The 22,901-nt window shown below is 70.7% G+C and carries 25 protein-coding genes and 2 pseudogenes; 17 read left to right on the forward strand and 10 right to left on the reverse strand.

Annotated elements, in window-relative coordinates:
- Window positions 1-219 precede the first annotated feature (219 nt).
- The 4 genes from rpsF to rplI all read left to right on the forward strand — a co-directional run bounded on the left by rpsF (window position 220) and on the right by rplI (window position 1,955).
- Window positions 220-510 (forward strand): 30S ribosomal protein S6, encoded by a 291-nt coding sequence (gene rpsF, locus AB0G59_RS13540; RefSeq protein WP_006604399.1) that lies wholly within the window; start codon window positions 220-222, stop codon window positions 508-510.
- Between the two features lie 81 nt (window positions 511-591).
- Window positions 592-1,179 (forward strand): single-stranded DNA-binding protein, encoded by a 588-nt coding sequence (locus tag AB0G59_RS13545; RefSeq protein ID WP_360911110.1) that lies wholly within the window; start codon window positions 592-594, stop codon window positions 1,177-1,179.
- Window positions 1,180-1,253: 74 nt separating this feature from the next.
- On the forward strand, window positions 1,254-1,490 hold the full coding sequence (gene rpsR / locus AB0G59_RS13550) for a 30S ribosomal protein S18 (RefSeq protein ID WP_004950692.1): 237 nt from the start codon (window positions 1,254-1,256) through the stop codon (window positions 1,488-1,490).
- Between the two features lie 18 nt (window positions 1,491-1,508).
- Window positions 1,509-1,955 (forward strand): 50S ribosomal protein L9, encoded by a 447-nt coding sequence (rplI, locus tag AB0G59_RS13555; protein ID WP_071966125.1) that lies wholly within the window; start codon window positions 1,509-1,511, stop codon window positions 1,953-1,955.
- A 129-nt stretch (window positions 1,956-2,084) separates the two neighbouring features.
- Here the strand turns inward: rplI and AB0G59_RS13560 are convergent, their stop codons facing one another.
- Window positions 2,085-3,425 (reverse strand): MATE family efflux transporter, encoded by a 1,341-nt coding sequence (locus AB0G59_RS13560; protein ID WP_360911112.1) that lies wholly within the window; start codon window positions 3,423-3,425, stop codon window positions 2,085-2,087.
- Window positions 3,426-3,920: 495 nt separating this feature from the next.
- Between AB0G59_RS13560 and dnaB the strand changes: the two genes are divergently transcribed.
- Both dnaB and AB0G59_RS13570 read left to right on the forward strand, forming a co-directional pair.
- Window positions 3,921-5,396, forward strand: coding sequence for a replicative DNA helicase (gene dnaB, locus AB0G59_RS13565; protein ID WP_071965850.1), 1,476 nt, complete (start codon window positions 3,921-3,923; stop codon window positions 5,394-5,396).
- A 163-nt stretch (window positions 5,397-5,559) separates the two neighbouring features.
- Window positions 5,560-5,979, forward strand: a complete 420-nt coding sequence (locus AB0G59_RS13570) for a hypothetical protein (RefSeq protein ID WP_360911114.1) — start codon at window positions 5,560-5,562, stop codon at window positions 5,977-5,979.
- Between the two features lie 21 nt (window positions 5,980-6,000).
- Here AB0G59_RS13570 and AB0G59_RS13575 read toward each other — a convergent pair whose 3' ends face one another.
- On the reverse strand, window positions 6,001-6,588 hold the full coding sequence (locus AB0G59_RS13575) for a cysteine hydrolase family protein (RefSeq protein WP_360911116.1): 588 nt from the start codon (window positions 6,586-6,588) through the stop codon (window positions 6,001-6,003).
- Window positions 6,589-6,645: 57 nt separating this feature from the next.
- Between AB0G59_RS13575 and AB0G59_RS13580 the strand changes: the two genes are divergently transcribed.
- The 3 genes from AB0G59_RS13580 (at window position 6,646) to AB0G59_RS13590 (ending at window position 10,270) form a co-directional block, all read left to right on the forward strand.
- Window positions 6,646-8,055 (forward strand): serine hydrolase domain-containing protein, encoded by a 1,410-nt coding sequence (locus AB0G59_RS13580; protein WP_360911118.1) that lies wholly within the window; start codon window positions 6,646-6,648, stop codon window positions 8,053-8,055.
- Between the two features lie 91 nt (window positions 8,056-8,146).
- Entirely contained in the window at window positions 8,147-9,274 is a 1,128-nt protein-coding gene (locus AB0G59_RS13585) for an aminotransferase class V-fold PLP-dependent enzyme (RefSeq protein ID WP_360911120.1), read from the forward strand.
- A 219-nt stretch (window positions 9,275-9,493) separates the two neighbouring features.
- On the forward strand, window positions 9,494-10,270 hold the full coding sequence (locus AB0G59_RS13590; RefSeq protein ID WP_360911122.1) for a helix-turn-helix domain-containing protein: 777 nt from the start codon (window positions 9,494-9,496) through the stop codon (window positions 10,268-10,270).
- Here AB0G59_RS13590 and AB0G59_RS13595 read toward each other — a convergent pair.
- Together AB0G59_RS13595 and AB0G59_RS13600 are read right to left on the reverse strand one after the other, a co-directional pair.
- Window positions 10,241-10,318, reverse strand: a pseudogene (locus AB0G59_RS13595) (GNAT family N-acetyltransferase); the annotation flags it as partial. The gene AB0G59_RS13590 and the pseudogene AB0G59_RS13595 overlap by 30 nt on opposite strands.
- A gap of 20 nt (window positions 10,319-10,338) precedes the next feature.
- On the reverse strand, window positions 10,339-10,800 hold the full coding sequence (locus tag AB0G59_RS13600; protein ID WP_360911124.1) for a MarR family transcriptional regulator: 462 nt from the start codon (window positions 10,798-10,800) through the stop codon (window positions 10,339-10,341).
- Window positions 10,801-11,009: 209 nt separating this feature from the next.
- Between AB0G59_RS13600 and AB0G59_RS13605 the strand changes: the two genes are divergently transcribed.
- The 5 genes and pseudogenes from AB0G59_RS13605 to AB0G59_RS13625 all read left to right on the forward strand — a co-directional run.
- Window positions 11,010-12,230: an MFS transporter gene (locus AB0G59_RS13605; protein ID WP_360911126.1), complete on the forward strand. Its 1,221-nt coding sequence runs from the start codon at window positions 11,010-11,012 to the stop codon at window positions 12,228-12,230.
- Window positions 12,231-12,356: 126 nt separating this feature from the next.
- Entirely contained in the window at window positions 12,357-12,785 is a 429-nt protein-coding gene (locus tag AB0G59_RS13610; RefSeq protein ID WP_360911128.1) for a heme-binding protein, read from the forward strand.
- A 65-nt stretch (window positions 12,786-12,850) separates the two neighbouring features.
- Entirely contained in the window at window positions 12,851-13,483 is a 633-nt protein-coding gene (locus tag AB0G59_RS13615) for a haloacid dehalogenase-like hydrolase (RefSeq protein WP_360911130.1), read from the forward strand.
- 179 nt (window positions 13,484-13,662) lie between these two features.
- A complete protein-coding gene (locus tag AB0G59_RS13620; protein WP_360911132.1) occupies window positions 13,663-15,108 on the forward strand; it encodes a globin domain-containing protein in 1,446 nt (481 codons plus the stop codon).
- Between the two features lie 32 nt (window positions 15,109-15,140).
- Window positions 15,141-15,743, forward strand: a pseudogene (locus AB0G59_RS13625) (pyridoxamine 5'-phosphate oxidase family protein); the annotation flags it as partial.
- A gap of 56 nt (window positions 15,744-15,799) precedes the next feature.
- Here the strand turns inward: AB0G59_RS13625 and AB0G59_RS13630 are convergent.
- The 3 genes from AB0G59_RS13630 to AB0G59_RS13640 form a co-directional block, all read right to left on the reverse strand.
- Window positions 15,800-16,297 carry an NUDIX domain-containing protein gene (locus AB0G59_RS13630; protein ID WP_360911134.1) on the reverse strand — a complete coding sequence of 166 codons (498 nt, stop codon included), beginning with the start codon at window positions 16,295-16,297 and terminating at the stop codon, window positions 15,800-15,802.
- A gap of 41 nt (window positions 16,298-16,338) precedes the next feature.
- Window positions 16,339-17,235: a LysR family transcriptional regulator gene (locus AB0G59_RS13635; RefSeq protein WP_360911136.1), complete on the reverse strand. Its 897-nt coding sequence runs from the start codon at window positions 17,233-17,235 to the stop codon at window positions 16,339-16,341.
- 198 nt (window positions 17,236-17,433) lie between these two features.
- Complete coding sequence (locus AB0G59_RS13640) at window positions 17,434-17,814, reverse strand: phage holin family protein (RefSeq protein WP_360911138.1); 381 nt, start codon at window positions 17,812-17,814, stop codon at window positions 17,434-17,436.
- An 81-nt stretch (window positions 17,815-17,895) separates the two neighbouring features.
- Here AB0G59_RS13640 and AB0G59_RS13645 point away from each other — a divergent pair, with 81 nt between their 5' ends.
- The 3 genes from AB0G59_RS13645 (at window position 17,896) to AB0G59_RS13655 (ending at window position 19,539) form a co-directional block, all read left to right on the forward strand.
- Window positions 17,896-18,213 (forward strand): cupin domain-containing protein, encoded by a 318-nt coding sequence (locus AB0G59_RS13645; protein ID WP_071966099.1) that lies wholly within the window; start codon window positions 17,896-17,898, stop codon window positions 18,211-18,213.
- Between the two features lie 219 nt (window positions 18,214-18,432).
- Window positions 18,433-18,651 (forward strand): DUF5326 family protein, encoded by a 219-nt coding sequence (locus AB0G59_RS13650; RefSeq protein WP_071966097.1) that lies wholly within the window; start codon window positions 18,433-18,435, stop codon window positions 18,649-18,651.
- Window positions 18,652-19,092: 441 nt separating this feature from the next.
- A complete protein-coding gene (locus AB0G59_RS13655) occupies window positions 19,093-19,539 on the forward strand; it encodes an SsgA family sporulation/cell division regulator (RefSeq protein WP_071966095.1) in 447 nt (148 codons plus the stop codon).
- Here AB0G59_RS13655 and AB0G59_RS13660 read toward each other — a convergent pair.
- The 3 genes from AB0G59_RS13660 to AB0G59_RS13670 all read right to left on the reverse strand — a co-directional run bounded on the left by AB0G59_RS13660 (window position 19,536) and on the right by AB0G59_RS13670 (window position 22,853).
- Entirely contained in the window at window positions 19,536-21,140 is a 1,605-nt protein-coding gene (locus AB0G59_RS13660) for an SPFH domain-containing protein (protein WP_360911141.1), read from the reverse strand. The genes AB0G59_RS13655 and AB0G59_RS13660 overlap by 4 nt on opposite strands.
- 173 nt (window positions 21,141-21,313) lie before the next feature.
- The gene (locus AB0G59_RS13665) at window positions 21,314-21,514 is read right to left on the reverse strand and encodes a hypothetical protein (protein ID WP_071966092.1); all 201 of its coding nucleotides are present in this window, start codon (window positions 21,512-21,514) and stop codon (window positions 21,314-21,316) included.
- 19 nt (window positions 21,515-21,533) lie between these two features.
- Window positions 21,534-22,853, reverse strand: coding sequence for a YibE/F family protein (locus AB0G59_RS13670; protein WP_360911143.1), 1,320 nt, complete (start codon window positions 22,851-22,853; stop codon window positions 21,534-21,536).
- Window positions 22,854-22,901: the final 48 nt, after the last annotated feature.

Raw genomic sequence — 22,901 nt, forward strand, 5'->3', positions numbered from 1 at the left:
CAGATTGCGGGGCCCGGCGGTCGGATTTCAACCGGACGCCGGAGTGCAGGTACTCTGTACGGTCTGCACCGGTGTCTGCCCGGACCCAGCTTCGGTCCCAGGGGCAAACCCAGGGACTTCCGCTGATTGTCAGTGTCCGCCGATACCGTTGTTCACGCATTACGACCCTCCTGCCACGGATCGACCGTGGCCGCTGAGTCCAAAGGAGGTGGGTTCCACATGCGTCACTACGAGGTGATGGTCATCCTCGACCCCGATCTCGAGGAGCGCGCTGTCTCCCCGCTGATCGAGAACTTCCTCTCCGTCGTCCGTGAGGGCAACGGAAAGGTCGAGAAGGTCGACACCTGGGGCCGTCGTCGTCTGTCGTACGAGATCAAGAAGAAGCCCGAGGGCATCTACTCGGTCATCGACCTGCAGGCCGAGCCTGCGGTCGTCAAGGAGCTCGACCGCCAGATGAACCTGAACGAGTCGGTCCTCCGGACCAAGGTCCTCCGTCCCGAGACCCACTGAACCCCAGCGGTTCAGAGGTAATCGGGCTGCATCGCAACGAGTAGCAAGCAGCCAGCAGCACACCCGCCGAGAGGTTCATCCATGGCAGGCGAGACCGTCATCACGGTCGTCGGCAATCTCGTCGACGACCCCGAGCTGCGCTTCACCCCCTCCGGTGCGGCGGTCGCGAAGTTCCGTGTCGCGTCCACTCCCCGCACCTTCGACCGCCAGACCAACGAGTGGAAGGACGGCGAGAGCCTCTTCCTCACGTGCTCGGTGTGGCGGCAGGCGGCGGAGAACGTCGCCGAGTCGCTTCAGCGAGGCATGCGCGTGATCGTGCAGGGCCGGCTGAAGCAGCGGTCCTACGAGGACCGTGAGGGCGTCAAGCGCACGGTCTACGAGCTCGACGTCGAAGAGGTCGGCGCCAGCCTGAAGAACGCCACGGCGAAGGTCACCAAGACCGCGGGTCGCGGTGGCCAGGGTGGCTATGGCGGCGGCAATGGTGGTGGCCAGGGTGGCGGCGGCTGGGGCTCCGGTCCCGGCGGCGGCCAGCAGGGCGGCGGGGCTCCCGCCGACGACCCCTGGGCCACCGGCGCTCCGTCCGGCGGCCAGCAGGGCGGCGGCGGAGGCGGCTGGGGCGGCGGCTCCGGCAACTCCGGCGGCGGCTACTCGGACGAGCCGCCCTTCTAGGCCCTTCACGGGCCCGGGCCGGTGACGGCCCGAGGGCGACAGCACAAAACTTCTTGATTCACAGGAGAGAGACAATGGCGAAGCCGCCCCCGCGCAAGCCCAAGAAGAAGGTCTGCGCGTTCTGCAAGGACAAGACCGCTTACGTGGACTACAAGGACACGAACATGCTGCGGAAGTTCATTTCCGACCGCGGCAAGATCCGTGCCCGCCGCGTGACCGGCAACTGCACTCAGCACCAGCGTGACGTCGCCACGGCCGTGAAGAACAGCCGTGAGATGGCGCTGCTGCCCTACACCTCGTCCGCGCGATAAGGGAAGGGTGACCAAATAATGAAGATCATCCTCACCCACGAGGTCTCCGGCCTCGGCATTGCCGGTGACGTCGTCGACGTCAAGGACGGCTACGCTCGCAACTACCTGGTCCCGCGCGGTTTCGCGATCCGCTGGACCAAGGGTGGCGAGAAGGACGTTGCGCAGATCCGTCGCGCTCGCAAGATCCGCGAGATCGCCACGATCGAGCAGGCCAACGAGGTCAAGGGCCAGCTCGAGGGCGTCAAGGTCCGCCTCGGCGTCCGCGCCGGCGAGGCCGGCCGCCTGTTCGGCTCCGTGACCCAGGCCGACGTCGCTTCCGCGATCAAGGCTTCCGGTGGTCCCGAGGTCGACAAGCGCCGCGTCGAGCTGGGCTCGCCCATCAAGACCCTGGGCGCCCACCAGGTGTCCGTGCGTCTGCACGCCGACGTCGTTGCCAAGCTCGGCATCGAGGTCGTCGCCGCCTGACGGCAGCGACAGGCATAGCCTGAGGAAGGGCCGCACCCCACTGGGGTGCGGCCCTTTCCGCTGTCCTCAGGGCGCTTCCGGTGGGCGCTCAGGCCCGTACCCGGCGTGCTCGGCCCCGTACCGGCGTGCTCAGGCCCGTACCGCCCCCGTGACCAGCCAGCGGCCGGACCGGGCGCGTATCCACAGGGTCGCCATGCGGACCACCATCATCAGGTTCATCGCCCACCACAGCGCCGTCAGACCGCCGCCCACCGTGGGCACCAGCAGGGCGGCGGGCGCGAAGACGGCCAGGACCAGCAGCATCGCCCAGGCGAGGTAGGGGCCGTCGCCGGCGCCCATGAGCACGCCGTCCAGGACGAAGACGATCCCCGCGATCGGCTGTCCCACGGCCACCACGAGCAGCGCCGGGATCAGGGCGTCGCGTACGGCGGGATCGCTGGTGAACAGCGGGGTGAGCACGGGCAGCGCCGCCGCCACCAGGGCCCCCAGGACGACGCCTGAGGCGATGCCCCACTGCACCATGCGCCGGCAGGCGGCCCGGGCCCCGGCGGCGTCCTCGGCGCCCAGGTAGCGCCCGATGATCGTCTGCCCGGCTATGGCTATGGCGTCCAGGGCGAAGGCCAGGAAGCTCCACAGGGTCAGCACGATCTGGTGTGCGGCGATCTCCGTGTCGCCGAGGCGGGCCGCGACCGCGGTGGCAATCATCAGCACGGCGCGCAGCGAGAGGGTGCGGACCAGCAGCGGGACGCCGGCCTGGGCACAGGCCCGTATCCCGGCGGCGTCGGGCCGCAGGGAGGCGCCGTGGCGGCGGGCTCCCCGGACGACGACGGCGAGGTAGACGGCGGCCATGGCCCACTGGGCGAGCACCGTCCCCCACGCGGAGCCGGCGATGCCGAGGCCGGCGCCGTAGACGAGGCCGAGGTTGAGCCCGGCGTTGGCGGCGAAGCCGCCGATGGCGACGTACAGCGGCGTCCTGGTGTCCTGCAGGCCGCGCAGCACGCCCGTGGCGGCGAGCACCACGAGCATCGCGGGGATGCCCAGGGCGCTGATCCTCAGGTAGGTGGTGGCGTGCGGGGCGGCGGTCGGGGAGGCGCCGAAGAGGTCGACGAGGGCGGGGGCGGTGGGCAGCACGGAGACGCCGACCACCGCCCCGAGTATGAGGGCGAGCCATATGCCGTCCATGCCCTGGCGTATGGCGGCCTGGAGGTCCCCGGCGCCGACCCGCCGGGCGACGGCCGCGGTGGTGGCGTAGGCGAGGAAGACGAAGACGCTGACGGCCGTGGTGAGCAGGGCGGCGGCGATGCCGAGGCCCGCGAGCTGGGGGGTGCCGAGATGGCCGACGATGGCGCTGTCGGCCAGCAGGAAGAGGGGCTCCGCGACGAGCGCGCCGAAGGCGGGCACGGCCAGCGCGAGGATCTCGCGGTCATGCCGGCGGGCGGTGCTCGGCTCACGCGCGGGTGCCTGGGTCACGGTGCCTGTTCCAATCTTCCACAGGTAATCTGTGCTCCTAGCTTACGACCCTTACTTGAGTGGGTTGTGTGTGATCTTCTCTGCGCCGTTTGTCGCGATCTCGGTCCCGGCGGGAAAGTTTTTCTCCTCAACAGCCAGTGGACGACAAACCTGCAGGTCAGAGCGGTGTGACGAGGGCGACTGTGTGTTTGTCCACAGTGCTTTCCCCCGCACCGTGCACAGGTTCAGGGCGGTTCTCCACAGCCTGGGGCCGCTCATCCACATGCCCTGTGGATAACCAGATTGGCTGACGGTGCCCGCGGCCCTACCGTGGACCGGCGCCTGCCGTCTGTTTTCGCCCCCTCCGGGGGAGCCGCGGACCTTACGGGATCGACACGAACTCGCCGCGAACTCGACGCGTCATAACCGGAGTCGGGCGTCCTAATTGTCAGAGCCGTGCCGTAAGAAGGAAGCGCACGGCGAGGTCCGCTTCGCGGACGGGAGGAGGTGGCCCGGGTGAGCAGTCCCGAGCCCATGGACGACCCCTGGGGCGACAGCCCCAGCGACCGCCTCCCCTTCCCCCGCTCCCGCCGCGGCGACGGCAAGGGCCGTGGCGAGCAGCACGACCAGGGCGGCGACGAGGGCGGCTCCTGGGACCGCGGCGGCGGCTTCGAGCGCGTACCCCCGCAGGACCTGGACGCCGAGCAGTCCGTCCTCGGCGGCATGCTGCTGTCCAAGGACGCCATCGCCGACGTGGTCGAGATCCTCAAGGGCAACGACTTCTACCGCCCGGCGCACGAGACGATCTACCAGGCCATCCTCGACCTCTACGCCAAGGGCGAGCCCGCCGACCCCATCACCATCGCCGCGGAGCTCACCAAGCGCGGTGAGATCACCCGGGTCGGCGGGGCCGCGTATCTGCACACCCTGGTCCAGTCCGTTCCGACCGCCGCCAACGCCGAGTACTACGCCGAGATCGTCCACGAGCGCGCGGTGCTGCGCCGCCTGGTCGAGGCCGGCACGCGCATCACGCAGATGGGATACGCGGCCGACGGCGACGTCGACGACATCGTCAACAAGGCACAGGCCGAGGTCTACGCGGTCACCGAGCAGCGCACCAGCGAGGACTACCTCCCGCTCGGCGACATCATGGAGGGCGCGCTCGACGAGATCGAGGCCATCGGATCGCGCAGCGGCGAGATGACCGGCGTCCCGACGGGCTTCACCGACCTGGACTCCCTGACGAACGGCCTGCACCCCGGCCAGATGATCGTCATCGCGGCCCGTCCGGCCATGGGTAAGTCCACCCTCGCGCTGGACTTCGCCCGCGCCTGTTCGATCAAGCACAACATGCCGAGCGTGATCTTCTCGCTCGAAATGGGCCGCAACGAGATCGCGATGCGCCTGCTCTCCGCCGAGGCGCGCGTGGCCCTGCACCACATGCGCTCCGGCTCGATGACGGACGAGGACTGGACGCGCCTCGCCCGCCGGATGCCCGATGTCTCCGCCGCCCCGCTCTTCATCGACGACTCCCCGAACCTGTCGATGATGGAGATCCGCGCCAAGTGCCGACGCCTGAAGCAGCGCAGCGGCATCAAGCTCGTGATCATCGACTATCTGCAGCTGATGCAGTCCGGCGGCAACAAGCGTGCCGAGAGCCGCCAGCAGGAGGTCTCGGACATGTCCCGAAACCTCAAGCTGCTGGCCAAGGAGCTCGAGCTGCCGGTCATCGCCCTGTCCCAGCTGAACCGTGGCCCCGAGCAGCGTACGGACAAGAAGCCGATGGTCTCCGACCTCCGTGAGTCCGGCTCGATCGAGCAGGACGCCGACATGGTCATCCTGCTGCACCGCGAGGACGCCTACGAGAAGGAATCGCCCCGTGCGGGCGAGGCGGACATCATCGTCGGCAAGCACCGTAACGGCCCCACGGCGACCATCACGGTGGCCTTCCAGGGCCATTACTCGCGCTTCGTGGACATGGCCCAGACCTGATCTTCAGGAACGCCGCCCCAGTAGGGGAGTTGGACACTTGTACGGCCATCTTCCCTTGTCGGGCGCCAGGTTGGCGTCGGCGGCCCCCAAAAGATCTTGTGGAGTGCATGTTTCACGTGAAACGGTCTCCCGTGTCAACGACTCGACCATGGGAGGAATATTCATGCTTTCCCGCACGATCACGGCCGGAGCAGTCGGTTTCGCGGCGGCCGCCGTGTCCCTCATCGGTATGACGCCCGCGGTCGCCGCGAGCTCCGCGGCGACCGCAGGTTCCAGCTGGTCGGCGAGTCACGGTACGGCGACCGTCGAAGGCACGTCTCGCACAGAGAGAGGCGCCGGCGGTATATCGACAGCGTATGAAGGCGCGCTGAAGAACACCGGTGGTGACTGCTACTCGTCCTACTTCGTCATCCAGCAGGATCTGGCCCCCGGCCCGCCCATCAAGTTCGCCACCCAGTGCGGTGTCGGCACCAAGCCGGCCAACTTCAAGGTGGGCGCCCTCATGCCGACCACCACGGTCTCCGTCTTCGTCTGCAAGGGCGACGGCTTCAACGACTGCGGTCAGCGCAAGATGGTGCGCTGACCTTCCACTGTGTGGAAGTGATCACCGTCCCGGCCGCGGCGCCGGGACGGTGAAATCCACGTCCCCGGCGTGCGCGACGATCTCGATCCCGTCGCCGAGCGCCCACTCGGCGGTCCGCGCGACCATGGCCGCCGGGACCGGGCCGCTGATGCCCGCCGCCGGGGGAATGTCGTAGGTGGCGTGGGCGTCGTGGGGCAGGACGACGCGGTAGCCGAGCTCCAGGGCCGTACGGGCCGTCGCGCTGACGCACATCTCGGACATCACGCCGCAGACGACCAGCGCCCGCACCCCCGAGCGGCTGAGCAGGTCCTGCAGACGCGTCTCGTAGAAGCCGTCGTCCTCCGTCTTGCGGACGACGACCTCGGCAGGGCCCGGCCGTACGGGCAGATGGAGCTCCCAGCCGGGCGTGCCCGGCTCGTCGTCCGCTCCCGGAGGCCCGTCGTTCTGCAGGTGGACGACGAGGGCGCCGGCCGCCCGCGCCCCGGATATCAGCTCGTCGATGTGCGTGAGGAGCCGGGCCGCTCCGGGCACCGCCCCCTCACCGGAGACGAAGGCGGACTGGGCATCGACGACGAGCAGGGCGTGGACGGGCTGCGCATCCTTGGTCATCCCGCCATCCTGCCGCACGGCCGGAAGCCGGAACGATCACGTGGTTAGGGTGCGGACATGACTGACTCGCACGAAGTTCCCGCCGGAGCACCCGTGAGCGACGCGGAGTTCACCGACCTGCTGCCCGCCACCCGCCGTGCGCTCCTGCACCGCCTCGCCACCGGGCAGGTGGAGGGCCGTACCCCCTCCCTCGTGGGAGCGGTGATGCGCGACGGACGGATGGCGTGGTCCGCCGGGCGGGGAGCCGTCGACGGTCAGGTGCCCGGGGCGGACACGCAGTACCGCATCGGCTCGATCACCAAGACGCTGGTCGCCGTGCTGGTCATGCGGCTGCGCGACGAAGGACTCCTCGATCTGGACGAGCGGCTCGGCCAGTACCTCGACGCGCCCGAGGGCGGGGAGGCGACCATCGCACAGCTGCTGTCGCACACCTCGGGGCTCGCGGCCGAGACGGGCGGGCCCTGGTGGGAGCGCACGGACGGTGCGCTGCGCCCCGAGCTCGCCGACATCTTCGGCGAGCGCCCCCAGCGCCATGCCGCGGGTCGTCTGCACCACTACTCCAACCCCGGGTTCGCGCTCCTGGGCGCGCTGGTCGAGCGCCTGCGCGGGGAGAGCTGGTACGAGGTGCTGTGCCGGGAGGTGCTGGAACCGCTCGGGATGCGGCGCACGACGCTCGCCTCCCAGGCGCCGCACGCCGAGGGATGGGCGGTGCACCCGTGGGCGGACGTACTGCTTCCGGAGCCCGCGGTGGACACCGGCCGGATGGCGCCGGCCGGGCAGCTATGGTCCACCGCGGCCGACCTGTGCCGCTTCGGGGCGTTCCTGCTGAACGGTGACGACCGGGTGCTGAAGGCCGCCTCGGTCGCGGAGATGCGCAGGCCGCAGACCGAGCCGCAGAACCCGGACTGGTCCGGCGCCTACGGCCTGGGCATGCAGCTGATACGGCGGGACGACCGGCCCCTCTTCGGCCACGCCGGCTCGATGCCCGGGTTCGTGGGGGCGCTGTGGGTGAGCCAGGAGGACGGCATCGCCTCCGTCGTGCTGAGCAACCTCCAGTCCCTGTTCAACGCCCCCGTCATCGCGGCGGAGCTCCTGTGCACGGTCGCCGAGCACGAACCGCGGATTCCGCGGCCGTGGCGCCCGCTCGACGACGTGGACACCGCGCTGCTGGAGCTGACCGGGCCCTGGTACTGGGGCGCGGCCCCGTTCGCGGTGCGGCTGGAGGCCGGCCGGGGGCTGCGGCTGGCGCCGCTGGGCGGGGTGGGGCGCGGGGCGTCCTTCCGCGCGGAGGAGGACGGGACCTGGACGGGCCTCGACGGCTACTACGCGGGCGAGACGCTGACGGTCGTGCGCGGCGCGGACGGTGCCGTGAGCCATCTGGACATCGGCACGTTCGTCTTCACCCGCGAGCCCTACGAGGTCGGGGGCGCCGTGCCCGGTGGCGTCGACACGGGCGGCTGGCGGTAGTCGGATTGTCGGCATGGGTAGGAGGGCGGACGTAGAGTCGACGGGAGATCGGCGGCGCCGGACCACGGCGCGAAACCACCTGGAAGGCACCGTGACCGCGAACACCGCACCGGACCTGCTCGACCTCGCGCCCCTGGGCGCCGCTCAGTTCGCCCGCATCGAGGACAAGGTCGCGGCGCTGATGCGCACCCGCGAGACGGTCGTCGCGATGCAGGGCGAGGCGCTGCTGCCCCTGGAGGCGTGCATCCGCTCGGCCGTCCGGCCCGGCAGCACCGCGCTCAACGTCATCACCGGTCCGTACGGCGAGACGTTCGGCGGCTGGCTGCGTTCCTGCGGCGCCGAAGTGATCACGGTGTCGGCGCCCTTCAGCGGTGCCGTCACCGCGGCGCAGGTGGCCGAGGCGCTCCGGGCGAACCCCGCCATCGACTTCGTCAGCCTCGTCCACGCCGAGGCCGCCACCGGCAACACGAACCCCGTCGCCGAGATCGGCGCCGTCGTCCGCGAGCACGGCGCGCTGCTGATGCTGGACGCGGTCGCCTCGGTGGCCGCGGAGCCGCTGCTGACCGACGAGTGGGGCGTCGACCTGTGCGTCATCGGCGGCCAGAAGGCGATGGCGGGGCCCGCGGGGGTCTCGGCCGTGTCGGTCAGCGCCCGCGCCTGGGAGCGGATCGCCGCCAACGAGCAGGCGCCCCGCCGCTCCTACCTCTCCCTGCTGGACTGGAAGGAGCGCTGGATCGACGGCGGGCGCACGGCGCTGCCGCACGCCCCGGCGCAGCTGGAGATGCTCGCGCTGGAGCAGGCGGTCGACCGCATCGACGCGGACGGCCTGGACAACGTGATCGCCCGTCACCGTGCCGCCGCTGCCGCCACGCGGGCGGGCGTACGGGCCCTGGGCGCCCTCGCTCCCTACGTCGTACGGGACGAGGACGCCGCCCCCGCCGCCACCACCCTGCGCGCGCCCGAGGGCGTCGACGCGCGGGACGTCGTGGCGGCGGCCCTCGCCGCGGACGCCTCCGTGCCGGTCCAGGCGGCGGCCGGGGCGCTCGCCAAGGAGATGATCCGCGTCAACCACTACGGGCTCGACGCGGACCGGGAGACCGTCCTGTCCACGCTGTCGGCGCTGGGAGAGGGACTGCGGGCGCTGGGCGTTCCGGCAGGGGAGGAGAGTGCCGCTCTGGCGGCCGCCGGCGCGGCGTGGGACGCGGTGATTCCCGCCTGACCTCGGTGATTCCGGCCTGACCTCCGGGTAGGGCTGCACGGCAACGGCTTCTTCGGGCCGCCGCCGGCGCTTCTGGCGCCGACGGCGGCCCTTTTCATTGCTTTTCTTCCCTTTAGTCACTTATGAACCGTTATGCCGGTGCAGGCCCTCCGTCATATGCGCGGATAGAATCGGAACCTCCAGCCCGTTTCGTCATCCGGCCCGTGGAGGCCCGCGCGCATGGCACACCGCAGGAATCCGCCCCCGTCCTCGAGGGCCTCCTCACAGTTGCGCGCCGACGCGCGGCGCAACCGGGTGCTGGTCCTGCAGGCGGCCCGATCCGCCTTCGCGGAAGCCGGGTTGGCCGTGCCGCTGGGCGAGATCGCCCGCCGGGCCGGGGTCGGCACCGGCACGGTCTACCGCCATTTCCCCACCAAGGAAGCCCTGTTCAGGGCCACTGTCGTGGACCGGGTACGCCTTTTCACCGATACGGCAAGGGAGTTGACGCAGGCGGAGGACGCCGGTGGGGTGTTCTTCCGCTACCTGGCGGCGGTGGTGCGGCTGTCCGCGCGCAACAAGGGGCTGTGCGACGCGCTGGAGGGCAGTTTCGAGCCCTCTCCCGGGGTGGAGGACGACTTCCGCGCGGCCCTGTCCGTCCTGCTCGCACGGGCCCAACAGGCGGGCGCCGTACGCAAGGACGTGACCATCGGCGATGTGATGGCCCTGCTCGTGGGCTGTCTGTCGATGGAGCAGCGGCGGGGGCCCGGCGTGGCTCCCGGCAGGATGACCGCCCTGGCGTGCGACAGCCTCCGTCCGGGGCGTCGCGTGACGAAACTCCCCCCGAACCCGGCACCAGGCCGTAACGAAACGGGATGCGCCGTGTGCGGCGGGGCGATGCCGTCCGCTCGTACGGGCCGGCCCGCCCGGTACTGCGGCGCGGCCTGCCGGCAGAAGGCGCACCGGGAGCGGGCCCGGGCCCGCGGTGCGTCAGAGGTGGTACGTGAAGCCGAGGTGTGAGGCCTCGAAGCCCAGCCGCTCGTAGAAGCGGTGCGCGTCCACGCGCGTGCCGGGATGCCGGCCGGTGGTTATGGCGCCGGTGCGAGGGACTCCACGGCGGCGACCAGGGGGGCCAGCTCGGCGCGGCCCGAGGCTTCGTCGAGCGCTTCGCGCAGGGCGGTGTCGTTGGTGGGGCGGGCGTCCTCGAGGAGGGCGCGGCCGGCGTCCGTGACGTCGGTGTAGATGCCGCGGCGGTCGGTGAGGCAGAGGTGGCGCGTCAGGAGTCCGCGGTCCTCCAGGCGGTTGACCAGGCGGGTCGTCGCGCTCTGGCTCAGGACGACGGCGTCCGCGACCTCGTTCATGCGCAGGTGGCCGCCCTCGCCGTGGTGCTGGCGGCTCAGAACGTCGAGCACGGAGAACTCACGCACGCTCAGCTCGTGGTGGGCCTGCAGCGCGCGCTCTATGTGCGTCTCGATCCGGCTGTGCAGGGCGGACAGGGCGCACCAGCCCTGCGCGAGCCCGACGGGAGCGGAGTCCGGGGTACGGGACATGGGGGTGTGCCCTCCTTCGCGGTCGTACGCGCGTGTCGTCCGATGCCGTGCGGACGTGCCGTACCAAAAGGATAGCTCTCTTCCGCAATAGCCAGCGCTTGCAAGTAAATGCGTCTGCAATTATTGTGGAGGCCGGTAAAAGTCTGCCGCAAAGACCTGGCCGGACCCCTGTCCCCTGCCCGATCTCCCCTGCCTGAAGGACCCCCGTCATGCCTCTCGCCCTGCTGGCGCTCGCCATCGGCGCCTTCGGTATCGGCACCACCGAATTCGTCACCTCGGGCCTGCTCCCCGAGGTCGCGGACGAGTTCGGCGTGTCCATCCCCACCGCCGGCTACCTGACCACCGGATACGCGCTCGGCGTCGTCGTCGGGGCCCCGATCCTCGCCATCATCGGCAGCCGCGTCCCGCGCAAGCAGATGCTGATGGGCCTGATGGGCCTGTTCATCGTGGGCAACGCCCTCTCCGCCGCCGCCCCCGTCTTCGGGGTGATGCTCGCCGGGCGCATCGTCGCCTCGCTCGCGCACGGCGCGTTCTTCGGGATCGGCGCGATCGTCGCCGCCGGCCTCGTCGCCCCGCAGAAGAAGGCCGGGGCGATAGCCATGATGTTCACGGGCCTGACGGTCGCCAATGTCGTGGGCGTGCCCCTGGGCACCCTCATCGGCCAGAACGTCGGCTGGCGCGTCACCTTCTTCATCATCTCCGGCCTCGGAGTGCTCGCCGTGCTCGGCATCGCCGCGCTCGTACCGCGCCAGCCCCTCCCCGAGCACACCCGCGTCTCCGGCGAGCTGGCCGCCTTCCGCAACCCCCAGGTCCTGCTCGCCATGGCGATGACGGTCCTCGGCTTCGGCGGCGTCTTCACCATGAGCACCTACATCACGCCGATGATGACCGACGTCACCGGCTACGCACCGGGCTCCGTCACCTGGCTCCTCGTCCTCTTCGGCCTCGGCCTGGTCGGCGGCAACCTCATCGGCGGCAAGTACGCCGACCGCGCGCTGATGCCCATGCTCTACACGGGCCTCGGCGGCCTCGCGATCATGCTCGCCCTGCTGCCGCTCGCCGCCCACGACAAGATCGCGGCCGCGATCACCATCCCGCTCATCGGCGCCTTCGGCTTCGCGACCGTGCCGCCGCTGCAGAAGCGGGTCCTCGACCAGACCGCCGACGCCCCCACGCTCGCCTCTGCCGTCAACATCGGCGCCTTCAACCTCGGCAACGCGATAGCGGCCTGGCTCGGCGGCCTGGTGATATCGGCCGGCTTCGGCTACACCGCCCCCAACTGGGTGGGCGCCCTGATGGCCGCGTCGGCGCTGCTGCTCGCACTCCTCTCCGCGCGGCTCGAGCGGCGTACGGGCCGGGCCGGGCGGATCACCGCAACGGGCGTGGCGACCGTGGCCGCCGAGCCGGAGGCCGTACCGGCCGGCCGCTGAGGCACCACCGAAGGGACCCGGGCGCCCGCACCACGCGGGCACCGCGCTACCCAGCCGCCGCACCACTGCACCACCACACCACCTCGCCCTTCGGCGAGTACGCACCACAGCAAGGAGCACCCACCCATGACCGCCAACACCCCGGTCCTTCCGCTCGCCACGGACGAGGCGGACGCCCTCGTCGCCGCCGCCCGCCGCGCCGCCGACGAGCAGGGCATACGGACGGCCGTCACCGTCCTGGACGCGGGCGGCCATCTGCTGGCCTTCCGGCGCGACGACCGGGCGGTGCTGATCGCGGGGGAGACCAGCACGCGCAAGGCGTTCACCGCCCTGCAGCTGGGGACGCCCACCGCCGACCTGGTCGACGCCGTCCAGCCGGGCGCGCTCTTCCACACTCTGCCCACGGCCCTGGACCGGCCGCTGCTGTTCATCGCCGGAGGGGTTCCGCTGCACCGCGACGGCCGGCTCATCGGTGCGGTCGGGATCGGCGGCGGAGCGCCGGAGCAGGACCACGGCATCGCGACGGCGGCCATCGAGGAGGTGCTGGGCGGCTGACGACAGCCGGGGGAGCGGCCGGCCTGGGCGTCCGCACGCGGCGCGTACGCCTAGGCTCGGCGGTCATGAGCAGACTGCACTTGTTTGATCTGGACGGAACGCTGATCCACGGCTCGGCGGCGGCGGTCGAGATATCCCGCCAGCTGGGGCTGGAGCCGGAGATAGGCGAGCTGGAGCGGGCGTTCGCGGCGGGGCAGCTGACGCCGCCCCGGTTCGCCGAGCTGGCGGTGGAACTGTGGAGGGAGCTGACCGAGGCCGAGGTCGCCGCGGCCTTCGAGGGCGCGCCCTGGGTGGCCGGCATCCGCGACGTCTGGGCCGACATCAAGGCGCGCGGCGAGCGGTGCGCCGTGATCTCGCTGTCGCCGGGGTTCTTCGTGGAGCGGCTGCTGGACTGGGGAGCCGACGCCGCCCATGGCTCGCTGTGGCCGTCCGTGCCGTTCCGGGACCCGGTGGATCCGGCGGGCATCCTCGACGCCGCGGCGAAGGTGCGCGTCGCGGACGAGCTCTGCGCCCGCTTCGGACTGACCCGCGCCGACTGCGTGGCGTATGGCGACTCCATGTCGGACGCGCGGCTGTTCGCCATGGTCCCGGTGTCCGTGGCGGTCAACGCGGACCACCATGTGCGGGACCTCGCCTCGCACCACTACACGGGGCTCGATCTCCGCGAGGCCTACGAACTGATCAGCGGGCCAGCCTAGCCCCAACGGGCGTGCTCTCGCACGGACTTCCGGTGAAAACGCGGGCGCCGCGACGAGCGGTGGCATGCTGCGCGTACGGGAACAGCGACGCATCACCAGAGCGGGGAATCGCGGGTACCTTCCGTCTCCTTCGACGGAAGCGCGCGGTCCGACCGAGAGATGTTCGAGGCGAGGCAACGATGAACGCTCCGACCACCCCATCGGCCGATGGAAGTACGCCCGGGGAGGACATCGGGCGCCCCGCCGCCCGGCCCGCGGCCCCGGAGCCCGCGGCCTCCCCCGTGCCCCGCTGGTCCCGTGAGACGCAATGGCCCCCCGGCTCGCGCTGGCAGCCCCTGGCCTACCAGGAGCGTGAGCATCGCCGTACCGCCGAGGACGTGCCGGGCGGGATCGTCCGGCACGACGAGCCGCGGAGCCACGCGGCGGGGCCTCACGAGCCGGGGCATCACCACCCGGGGCACCCCGGGCCATCCACCCCCACCCCCTCCCCCGACGCCCTGCTGATCCGCGCCACCCTGGCCGAGATCGAGCCGATCGCCGACAAGGTCACGTCGTACTTCTACGCGCTGCTGTTCGTCCGCCATCCCGACCTGCGCGCCCTCTTCCCCGCCGCCATGGACGTCCAGCGCGACCGGCTGTTCAAGGCCCTGCTGGCCGCGGCCCAGTACGCCGACGACGCGGCCACGCTCACCGCGTACCTCTCCCAACTGGGCTGCGGCCACCGCAAGTACGGCACGCTGCCCTCCCACTACCCGGCCGTCGGAGAGTGCCTGGTCGACGCGCTCTCCCGCTATGCGCCGCAGACGTGGGGCGAGGAGGCCCAGGCGGCATGGGTGCGGGTGTACACCGCCGTCTCGCAGATCATGATCGATGCCGCGGCCGAGGACGAACGGACCTCGCCCGCCTGGTGGCAGGCCGAAGTCGTGAGCCATGAGCCGCGCACGCCGGACATCGCCATCGTGACCTTGCGGCCCGACCAGCCCTACCCCTTCCTCGCCGGCCAGTACGCGAGCGTGGAGACGCCCTGGTGGCCGCGGGTCTGGCGGAACTACTCCTTCTCCTGCGCCCCGCGCGAGGACGGCCTGCTGTCCTTCCACGTCAAGGCCGTGCCGGCCGGCTGGGTGTCCCGTGCGCTGGTGCACCGCGCCCGCCCCGGCGACGTCATCCGGCTCGGTCCGGCCACGGGCTCGATGACCGTCGACCACAGCAGCGACAACGGGATGCTGTGCCTGGGCGGCGGCACCGGCATCGCCCCCATCAAGGCGCTCGTCGAGGACGTGGCCCGGCACGGCCGCAGCCGTCCCGTCGAGGTCTTCTACGGCGCCCGTCACAACGGCGACCTCTACGACATCGACACCATGCTGCGATTACAGAAGACGCACCCCTGGCTGTCGGTCCGCCCGGTCGTCTCCGACGGCCCGACGCTGGGCCTGAGCGGCCAACTCCCCCAGGTGGTGCGCAAGTACGGGCCCTGGAACGCATACGACGCCTATCTCTCCGGGCCCCCCGGAATGATCCGCAGCGGTGTGGACACCCTGGTCGGTATAGGCATACCGTCCGACCGCATACGACACGACTCGATCGACGAACTGACGGCGTCGGCGACATCGTCGGCGACTGGCTGAGACAAGAGCTGATCCGGACGGGTGGTGGTCTCATGAGGGCCGGCAGCGATGGCGAGCACCGGCTACAGCAGCGGCTCGGCACCTCCGACCGCGCGGCACGGTTCTACGACGACCAGGTGCTCTCCCATGTCAACGCGCGCATGCGCGCGTTCGTGGCCCGGCAGGAGATGTTCTTCCTGGCCACCGCCGACCGGCACGGGGAGTGCGACAACACCTTCCGGGCCGGCCCGCCCGGCTTCCTGCGGGTCCTGGACGAGCGCACCCTCGCCTATCCGGAGTACCGGGGCAACGGCGTCCTCGCCAGCCTCGGCAACATCGAGGAGAACCCGCACGTCGGCATCCTGATGATCGACTTCTTCCGGGACCGGATAGGCCTGCACGTCAATGGTCGGGCCCGGGTGGTCGACGACGCCGCGCTGCGGGCGGCGCACCCCGGACTGCCCGTCGACGAAGTGCCCGGCCGCCGGGCGGTGGTGTGGGTGGAGGTCACGGTCGAGGAGGCCTACATCCACTGCGCCAAGCACATCCCGCACCTGCGGAAGGCGACCCGCGAACCGGGCAGGGAGGGCGACGGCCGTGCCTGGGGCACGGACGACACCCGGCGCAAGGGCGGCGACTTCTTCGGAGCCGCCGCCGGTACGCCCTGAGCACCGGTACGCCCTGAGCGGTGCCGGACCGGGCCGGTGCCGGGTCAGCCGAGGTCGTGGGCGAGCAGGGCTCTGACGCCCTCGATGTTCTCGCGCAGGTACGACCGCAGGGAGGGCGGCACGACCTCCACCGAATCGATTCCCTTGCGGGTGAAGGGGATGCGCACCACGTCGTACGTGCCGACCGGCTCGTCGACCTCCGGACCGTGGCGCAGCGAGAGGTCCATCGAGGCCAGCCGGCAGACGAAGAAGTGCTGCACCTTCACGCCGTGGGCGGCGTGGTGCAGGGAGTGCGAGACGGTGTCGACGAATGCGGGGACCACGTCGACGACCTTCGCCCCGAGCTCTTCGTCGACCTCGCGGTGGAGGGCGGCGACGACGGTGGTGTCCTGCGGTTCGACGCCGCCGCCTGGAGTGATCCAGTACGGGGCCTCGCCGGGCTTGGTGCGTTTGATCAGGATCATGTCGAGCGCGTCGGAGCCGGGCTCGCCGTCGAGCAGGATGGCGCGGGCGGTGCGTTTGACCACGGGCCGTTCGGTCATAGGGGACATCTGCCGCGCAGGCCCCCTGGTGAAACCCCTTGTCACCAGGAAACGGCGGCGCGCAGCAACCACTCGTGCGCCCGCGCCAGATGCGGATGGGCGAGCGTTCCGGCCCGTACGAGCAGGAAGTAGGTGCGCAGGGGAGGCACCGGAGGGTCCAGGAGGGCGACGACCTCGCCGGTGTCCAGGGCGTCTCCGCACAGATAGCGGGGCAGGACGCCGATGCCGGCCCCGGCCGCTATGGAGGCGAGCACGGCGCGCAGATCGGGGACGATGACGGCGCCGGCGGACAGGGGCTTGGCGTCGAAGACGGAGGACCAGTAGCGGGAGACGAGGGGCAGGCTCTCGTGCACCTCGACCACGGGCAGGTGTTCCAGGACCTGGACGCCCTTGTCGCGGACGACGGCCGCGCCGCCGAGGCGGGCCGCCCAGCGCGGGGCGGCGACCAGGACGTGTTCCTCGTCGCACAGCGGGGTGGCGGTCAGCAGGCGGCCGCGGGGGCGTGAGGTGGCGATGGCGAGGTCGTGGTGGCCGGCGGCCAGGCCCTCGAAGAGCTCTTCGGCCATTCCGTGGGACGCGCGCACGGTGAGGCCCTGGGCGATGAGCGGGGTGAGCGCGGGCAGGGCGCGCAGGGCGGTGAACTCGGGCGGGCCGGCCAGGTGCAGGGTGCGGTTGGCCCACTGCTCGTCGAGGTCGGCCTCGGTGATCTCCAGCAGCGCGTCGACGTGCGGGGAGATCTTGTGCGCCAGTTCGTCGCCGATGGTGGTGGGGCGCACCCCGCGGGCCAGGCGGAGGAAGAGGGGGCGGCCCAGCTGGCGCTCCAGCGTCCTGATCTGGCTGGTGACCGCGGGCTGGGACAGGCCCAGGAGTGCGGCGGCACGGGTGAAGGAGCCGGCCCGGTGCACCGTGACGAATGTGCGCAAAAGGGCCAGATCCATGCCATCTCCCCGGGTTCGCCGCCACCCATCGTAGGGGGAACTATAAATAAGTCGATAGGGCGCTGCCGTCGGCGTGATTGGACACTGACGCAGAGTCAACTAGCCTGGGTCGCGCGGTTCTTCGTGCGGCATTCCGCGCCTGGACCGTGACGGCTCGAGCCAAGAGGGGGGAGGCTCGAGCCGTCCTTCGTGTTCCCGTCAGTCGTTCTCGTCCGGCAGGATCACATGCATCGCCCAGGCCACGATCGAGATGATCACGCCGCCGACCAGTGCCGCCCAGAAGCCGTCCACGTGGAAGGCCAGGTCGAGCCGGTCCGCCAGCCATGAGGTCAGCAACAGCATCAGTGCGTTGATCACCAGCGTGATCAGGCCGAGCGTGAGAATGAAGAGCGGGAACGACAGCAGCTTCACGACCGGCTTGACGAGGAAGTTGACCGCGCCGAAGACGAGCGCGACGAGGAAAAGCGTGACCACCTTGCGGGCGGTGTTCTCGCCGGACAGTGTGATGCCCTTGAGCAGCCAGATGGCTACCGCCAGGGCCGCCGCATTGGCGATCGTCTTGACTACGAAATTCTTCATGGTGAGATCGTTGCAGACGCGCGCGTCCGATGAAGATCAGTGCAAAGAGCGCGACCGGCACAGGTGAGGGGTGAACGGCGCATGAAGGCGTTCCGGCTGGATGAGCTGGAAGCGGAGCGGGCCGCGAACGAGGGCGCGTATCTGCAGTTCCTGCGGGAGCGGAACATGTCCGTCGGCCTCTACGCGCTGAACGCCGGGGACACCGATCCCCAGGCGCCGCACGCCGAGGACGAGGTGTACGTGGTGGTGAGCGGCCGGGCGTCGATCACGGTCGGAACGGAGACCACCCAGGTGGGCCGGGGCAGTGTGGTGTACGTCCCCGCCGGGGTGACGCACAGGTTCCACCACATCAGCGAGGACCTCAGGGTCCTGGTCGTCTTCTCTCCGCCCGAGAGCTGAGCCGGACCCCCGGTATCCCGTAGGGGGACGCTCAGGGACGGACGGGGGCTGCGGGGCCCCCGCGGGCCCACCTGCCCGTCCTAGCATCGAGAGCAGGCCGGGGCATTCCGCTCCGGGCGGCCGGTGGCTCATGGCGTCGCATTCGCGCGCCGGGCCGCGGCGGTCGTGATGTGACAAGGCCGCGTGAAAGCACGCACGAAGCGGAGAGCAGGGGTCGAGATGGCTGAGAAGGGGATATTCGAAGGACTGCCGTGGTGGGTGAAGTGGATCGCCGTGCCGGTTCTCGTGCTGGTGGTGTTCGGCAGCCTGATCCTGAGCGTGCTCGGCTTTGTCATCAGCCTGCTCTTCAAGGCGCTGCTGCTGGTGGCTCTCGTCGGTGGTCTGATCTTCGTGGTCAAGAAGTTCACGTCGTCCTCGTCGTCGAGGGGCGACTGGTAGGAACCGGCCGACCCGGGCGAAAGGGGGACCGCCCGGGAACGTCCCACCGGCAGGCCGCGTCGCCCACGCCGTCGGCCGGTGTCCGCTCGGTCAACTCAACGAAGCGGAAGGCCGGGAGTTATCTCTCCCGTCAACTTCTCTCCTCCATCTCGCCGTCAACTTGAACGAGACGCCCGCTGCCCAAACGGTAATCCGTGTGCCCTCGGGCCACTTTGGCCAGTTCTCGGCCGTTCCGTGCCATCAAATCCCACGTTACGACTCCAGCCAGTAGTCGAGTCGCTACGCTCCAGAGTCGGAGAGCTCGTATGCTCACCCTCGGTCTCCATGAGTAACTGGAAAATCACTCCTTGTGATCCACTGGGCGTTCTTGTCAGACTATGGCGTCATTGGGGCCATCAGGCTTCAATCCCTGCCAAACCGACGAAGACGGGGCATTGGGCGATGCGCGACACAGTTCAGGCAGAAGTGGTCATGACCTTCCTCGTCTCCGAGGAGCTGTCCTTCCGGATCCCGGTGGAGCTGGGCTACGACAGCAGCGATCCCTACGCCGTGAAGTTCACCTTTCACCTCCCCGGCGATGCCCCGGTCACCTGGGCCTTCGCGCGGGAGTTGCTGCTGGACGGGCTGAGCCAGCCCTCCGGCGAGGGCGATGTCCACATCGCCCCCGCCTCCGCGCAGCACCTGTCGGACGTGTTCATCCGGCTGCAAGTGGGTGGGGAAGGGGCCCTGTTCCGGGCGGGTGCGGCGCCGCTGGTGGCCTTCCTCGACCGGACCGACCGGGTCGCCCCGCTGGGCGAGGAGCACTCGGTCGCCGACTTCGACTACGACCTGGCCGCGGCGCTGGACAGCATCCTCGCCGGCAACCCCGAGGGTCAGAACGCCGGTTAGCCGGCCGCGGCCGACGGGCGCTTGGGCCCGCTGCCGCCGCCGTCCCCCTCGCCCCCCTCGATCGGCACCCGCTCGGAGCGCGGTGCCGCACCCTGGGCCGCGGGCGCCGGAATCCTCACCCCCGGACCGCTGCCGCCCTGCTCGCCGGTGGCTTTGTCGACACTGTCACCGTTCACGCCCGTGCTCGCCCGGGTGCCCGGCCCGTCGGCCGTGCCCATGGTCGCGAGCAGCTGCCGAGCGAGCCCCAGCCCCGTACCTCCCATCGTCAGCGCCTTCGCGAACAGGTCGGACATACCGTCCGCCCCGTTCAGCAGCACCATGTGGTCCACGTTCCCGAACGCCTGAGCCCCGGCCCGCACGATCTCGGGCCAGTTCTCCGCGAGTTGCTGCGCCACCACCGCGTCCTGGTTCTCGGCCAGTGCCGCGGCCCGGGCCTTGATGGCCTCGGCCTCGGCGAGGCCGTTCGCCCGGGCCGCCTCGGCCGCGGCCAGACCCTTGGCCTGCGCCGCCGCGGCCTCGGCCTCGCCCGTCGCGCGGGTCGCCGCCGCCGCGGCGGTGCCACGTGCCGTGGTGGCCTCCGCCTCGGCGGCGGCCGCCGCCTTGACCCTCGTCGCCTCGGCGGCCGCCGCCAGCTCGGTCTCCTTGGCCTTGGCCTGGGCCGCGGAGATGCGGGCGTCGCGCTCGGCCTCGGCCAGCGTCCGCTTCTCGTACGCCGCGGCGTCCGCGGGCTTGCGCACGTCGGCCTGCAGCTGCTGCTCCCGGCGCTGGGCGGCCAGCTCCGCGACCCGGGTCTCCTGGACCACGACCTCCTGCTGGGCCGCCGCCTCGGCGAGCGGACCGGCCTGGCGGGCCTTGGCGGCGGCGCTGTCCCGCTCGGCCTGATAGCCGGCCTGCAGGATCTCGCTGTCGCGGGTCGCCTGGGACATCCGGGCGGCGGCCTGCTGCTCGGCCTCGGTGGCCAGCCGGTCCGCCTCCGCCTGCGCGATCCGGGCGTCCCGCTGGACCGCGGCGGCGTGCGGGGCGGAGAGGTTCTTGATGTAGCCCGTGGGGTCCTGGATCTCATGGATCTGCAGCGAGTCGATGATCAGGCCCAGCTTCTCCATCTCCGTGCCCGACGCGGCCCGGGTCTCGCCCGTCAGCCGCTCCCGGTCGCGGATCATGTCCTCCACGGTCAATCCGCCCACGATCGAGCGCAGATGACCGGCGAAGACGTTGTGCACCCGCTCCGCCATGAACTTCTGCTGGTCCAGGAAGCGGCGGGCGGCGTTGGCGATGGAGACGAAGTCGTCCCCCACCTTGAAGATGACCACGCCATGCACCTTGAGTGGAATGCCCTGTTTCGTCACGCAATCCACGTTCAAATCGGCCTCGTTGAGGTCGAGTGACAACTTCCGCACCACCTGCACCCCCGGCAGCACGAGCGTTCCCCGCCCCGTGACGATCCGGAAGCCCATGCCCTCCTCCAGGCCCTCCGTGCGGTGCTTGGAACCGGAGATGACCAGGGCCTCGTTCGGCTCCGCGACCCGCCACATGAGTTTGAACAGCCCGAGCAGGATGCCGACCGCGACGAGCGCGACCCCCGCCACGATGCCAATGAACATGCGTAGCCCCCCTTTTTGCGGCCCGTCCCGGGCCGTGTGATCAAGAAGAGTCCGCCCGGGCACACCCGGGCGAAGACGCCCCTACCCCCTCGACTGGATCTTGAACGCCCGGAACCGGCAACACCACGTAAGGAAAACCCGGCATCACCGGGCCATCACCCGGCCGTCGCGCCTCAGCCGTAGGCAGGTGTCACATAGACCGTGCGGGGCGGCAGATACTCCACGACCACGACGACCGTGCCCCGCTCGATGCGCCCGTCTCCCTCGGCCGGATAGGCCAGGAACGCCTCGGCGCCGCCCCGCACCCGCACCATCACCTCGCCGACCAGCCCCGGACCGACCGTCCCCGTCACTCTGCCCAGCGCACCGACCACAGGAAGCCCCCCCGTTTCCTCACTTCGCGCGGCGGCGCCTGCCACCCCGCGACCGCGTTCTCCCCGTGCTCGCATTGTGCCGGTCGGCACTGACAACGAGCGCCGCCAGCAGGGTCGTCACCGGGACCGAGGCCACCAGTCCGATGCTGCCCACCAGCGTGCGGACGATCTCCTCCGCGACGATCTCGCTCGTCGCCACCGTCCCCACCCCACTGTCGGCGATGGTGAACAGCAACAGCAACGGCAGGGACGCGCCGGCGTAGGCGAGCACGAGCGTGTTCACCACCGACGCGATGTGGTCCCGCCCGATGCGCATCGCCGAGCCGTACAGTTTGCGCCAATTCGCGGTCGGATCGGCGTCCTTCAGCTCCCACACCGCCGAGGTCTGGGTGACGGTCACGTCGTCGAGCACGCCCAGCGAGCCGATGATGATGCCGGCCAGCAGCAGGCCGCGGATCTCGATCTGCGGATAGAGCCCGTGCACCAGGCCGGTCTGGTCGTCGGTGTTGCCCGTCAGATGGGCCCACTCGATGAACAGCGACCCCAGCAGGCCGATGACCAGCAGGGACATCAGCGTGCCCAGTACCGCCACCGAGGTCCGGGCCGTGAGCCCATGGCACATGTACAGCGCGATCAGCATGATCGCGCTGCCGCCGATCACGGCGACCAGCAGCGGATTCGAGCCCTGGAGGATCGCCGGCAGGATGAACAGCGTCAGTACCCCGAAGCTGATCACCAGCGCGATCAGTGCGAAGAGCCCGCGCAGCCGCCCCACCACCACGACCGCGAGCGCGAAGACCACGGCGAGCACCACCATCGGGAAGGTCCGGTCCACGTCCGTGACCGAATAGCGCAGATTCTCCGGGGCCTTCGGCGCGTACGCCAGGACCACCTTCTGCCCGACGTCGTAGCGGCGGGAAGCGCTCGGCTGTACGACCTCCGTGAAGGTCTTCCCCTTGTCGGGGCCCGAGGTCACCTCGATCGTGGCTTTCTCGCACGGCCCCTGGTCGGCCGGCGGCGCACCCGGCGGCGCCTGCTGTTGCTGCGGCGGCTGCCCGCCCGACCTGGGGCAGGTGAACTCCTCGATCTTCACCACCCGCCCCGACTCCGTCTTCTGGTCGAGGCCCACACCGGTGTGCTGGTGCGGAGGGGCGCCGCCCGGCCAGAGGACTATGAGGCCGGTCACCACGGCGACCGCGAAGGGGATGAGCACCGCCGCGATCACCTTGCGCAGATGCGCCGAAACGGGTGACGCGGGGCCGTGGCCATGGGAGTGGCCATGCCCGTGGGAATGGCCGTGTGCGTGGGGGGTGTGGGGGCTGGGGTCAGTGGGGGTCACCCCCCGATCATCGCAAGCCCCCCTGGCAGCTCCGCGCCGGAAGGCGCT

The organism is Streptomyces sp. NPDC021096, from assembly GCF_040641275.1.
Classification (GTDB): domain Bacteria; phylum Actinomycetota; class Actinomycetes; order Streptomycetales; family Streptomycetaceae; genus Streptomyces.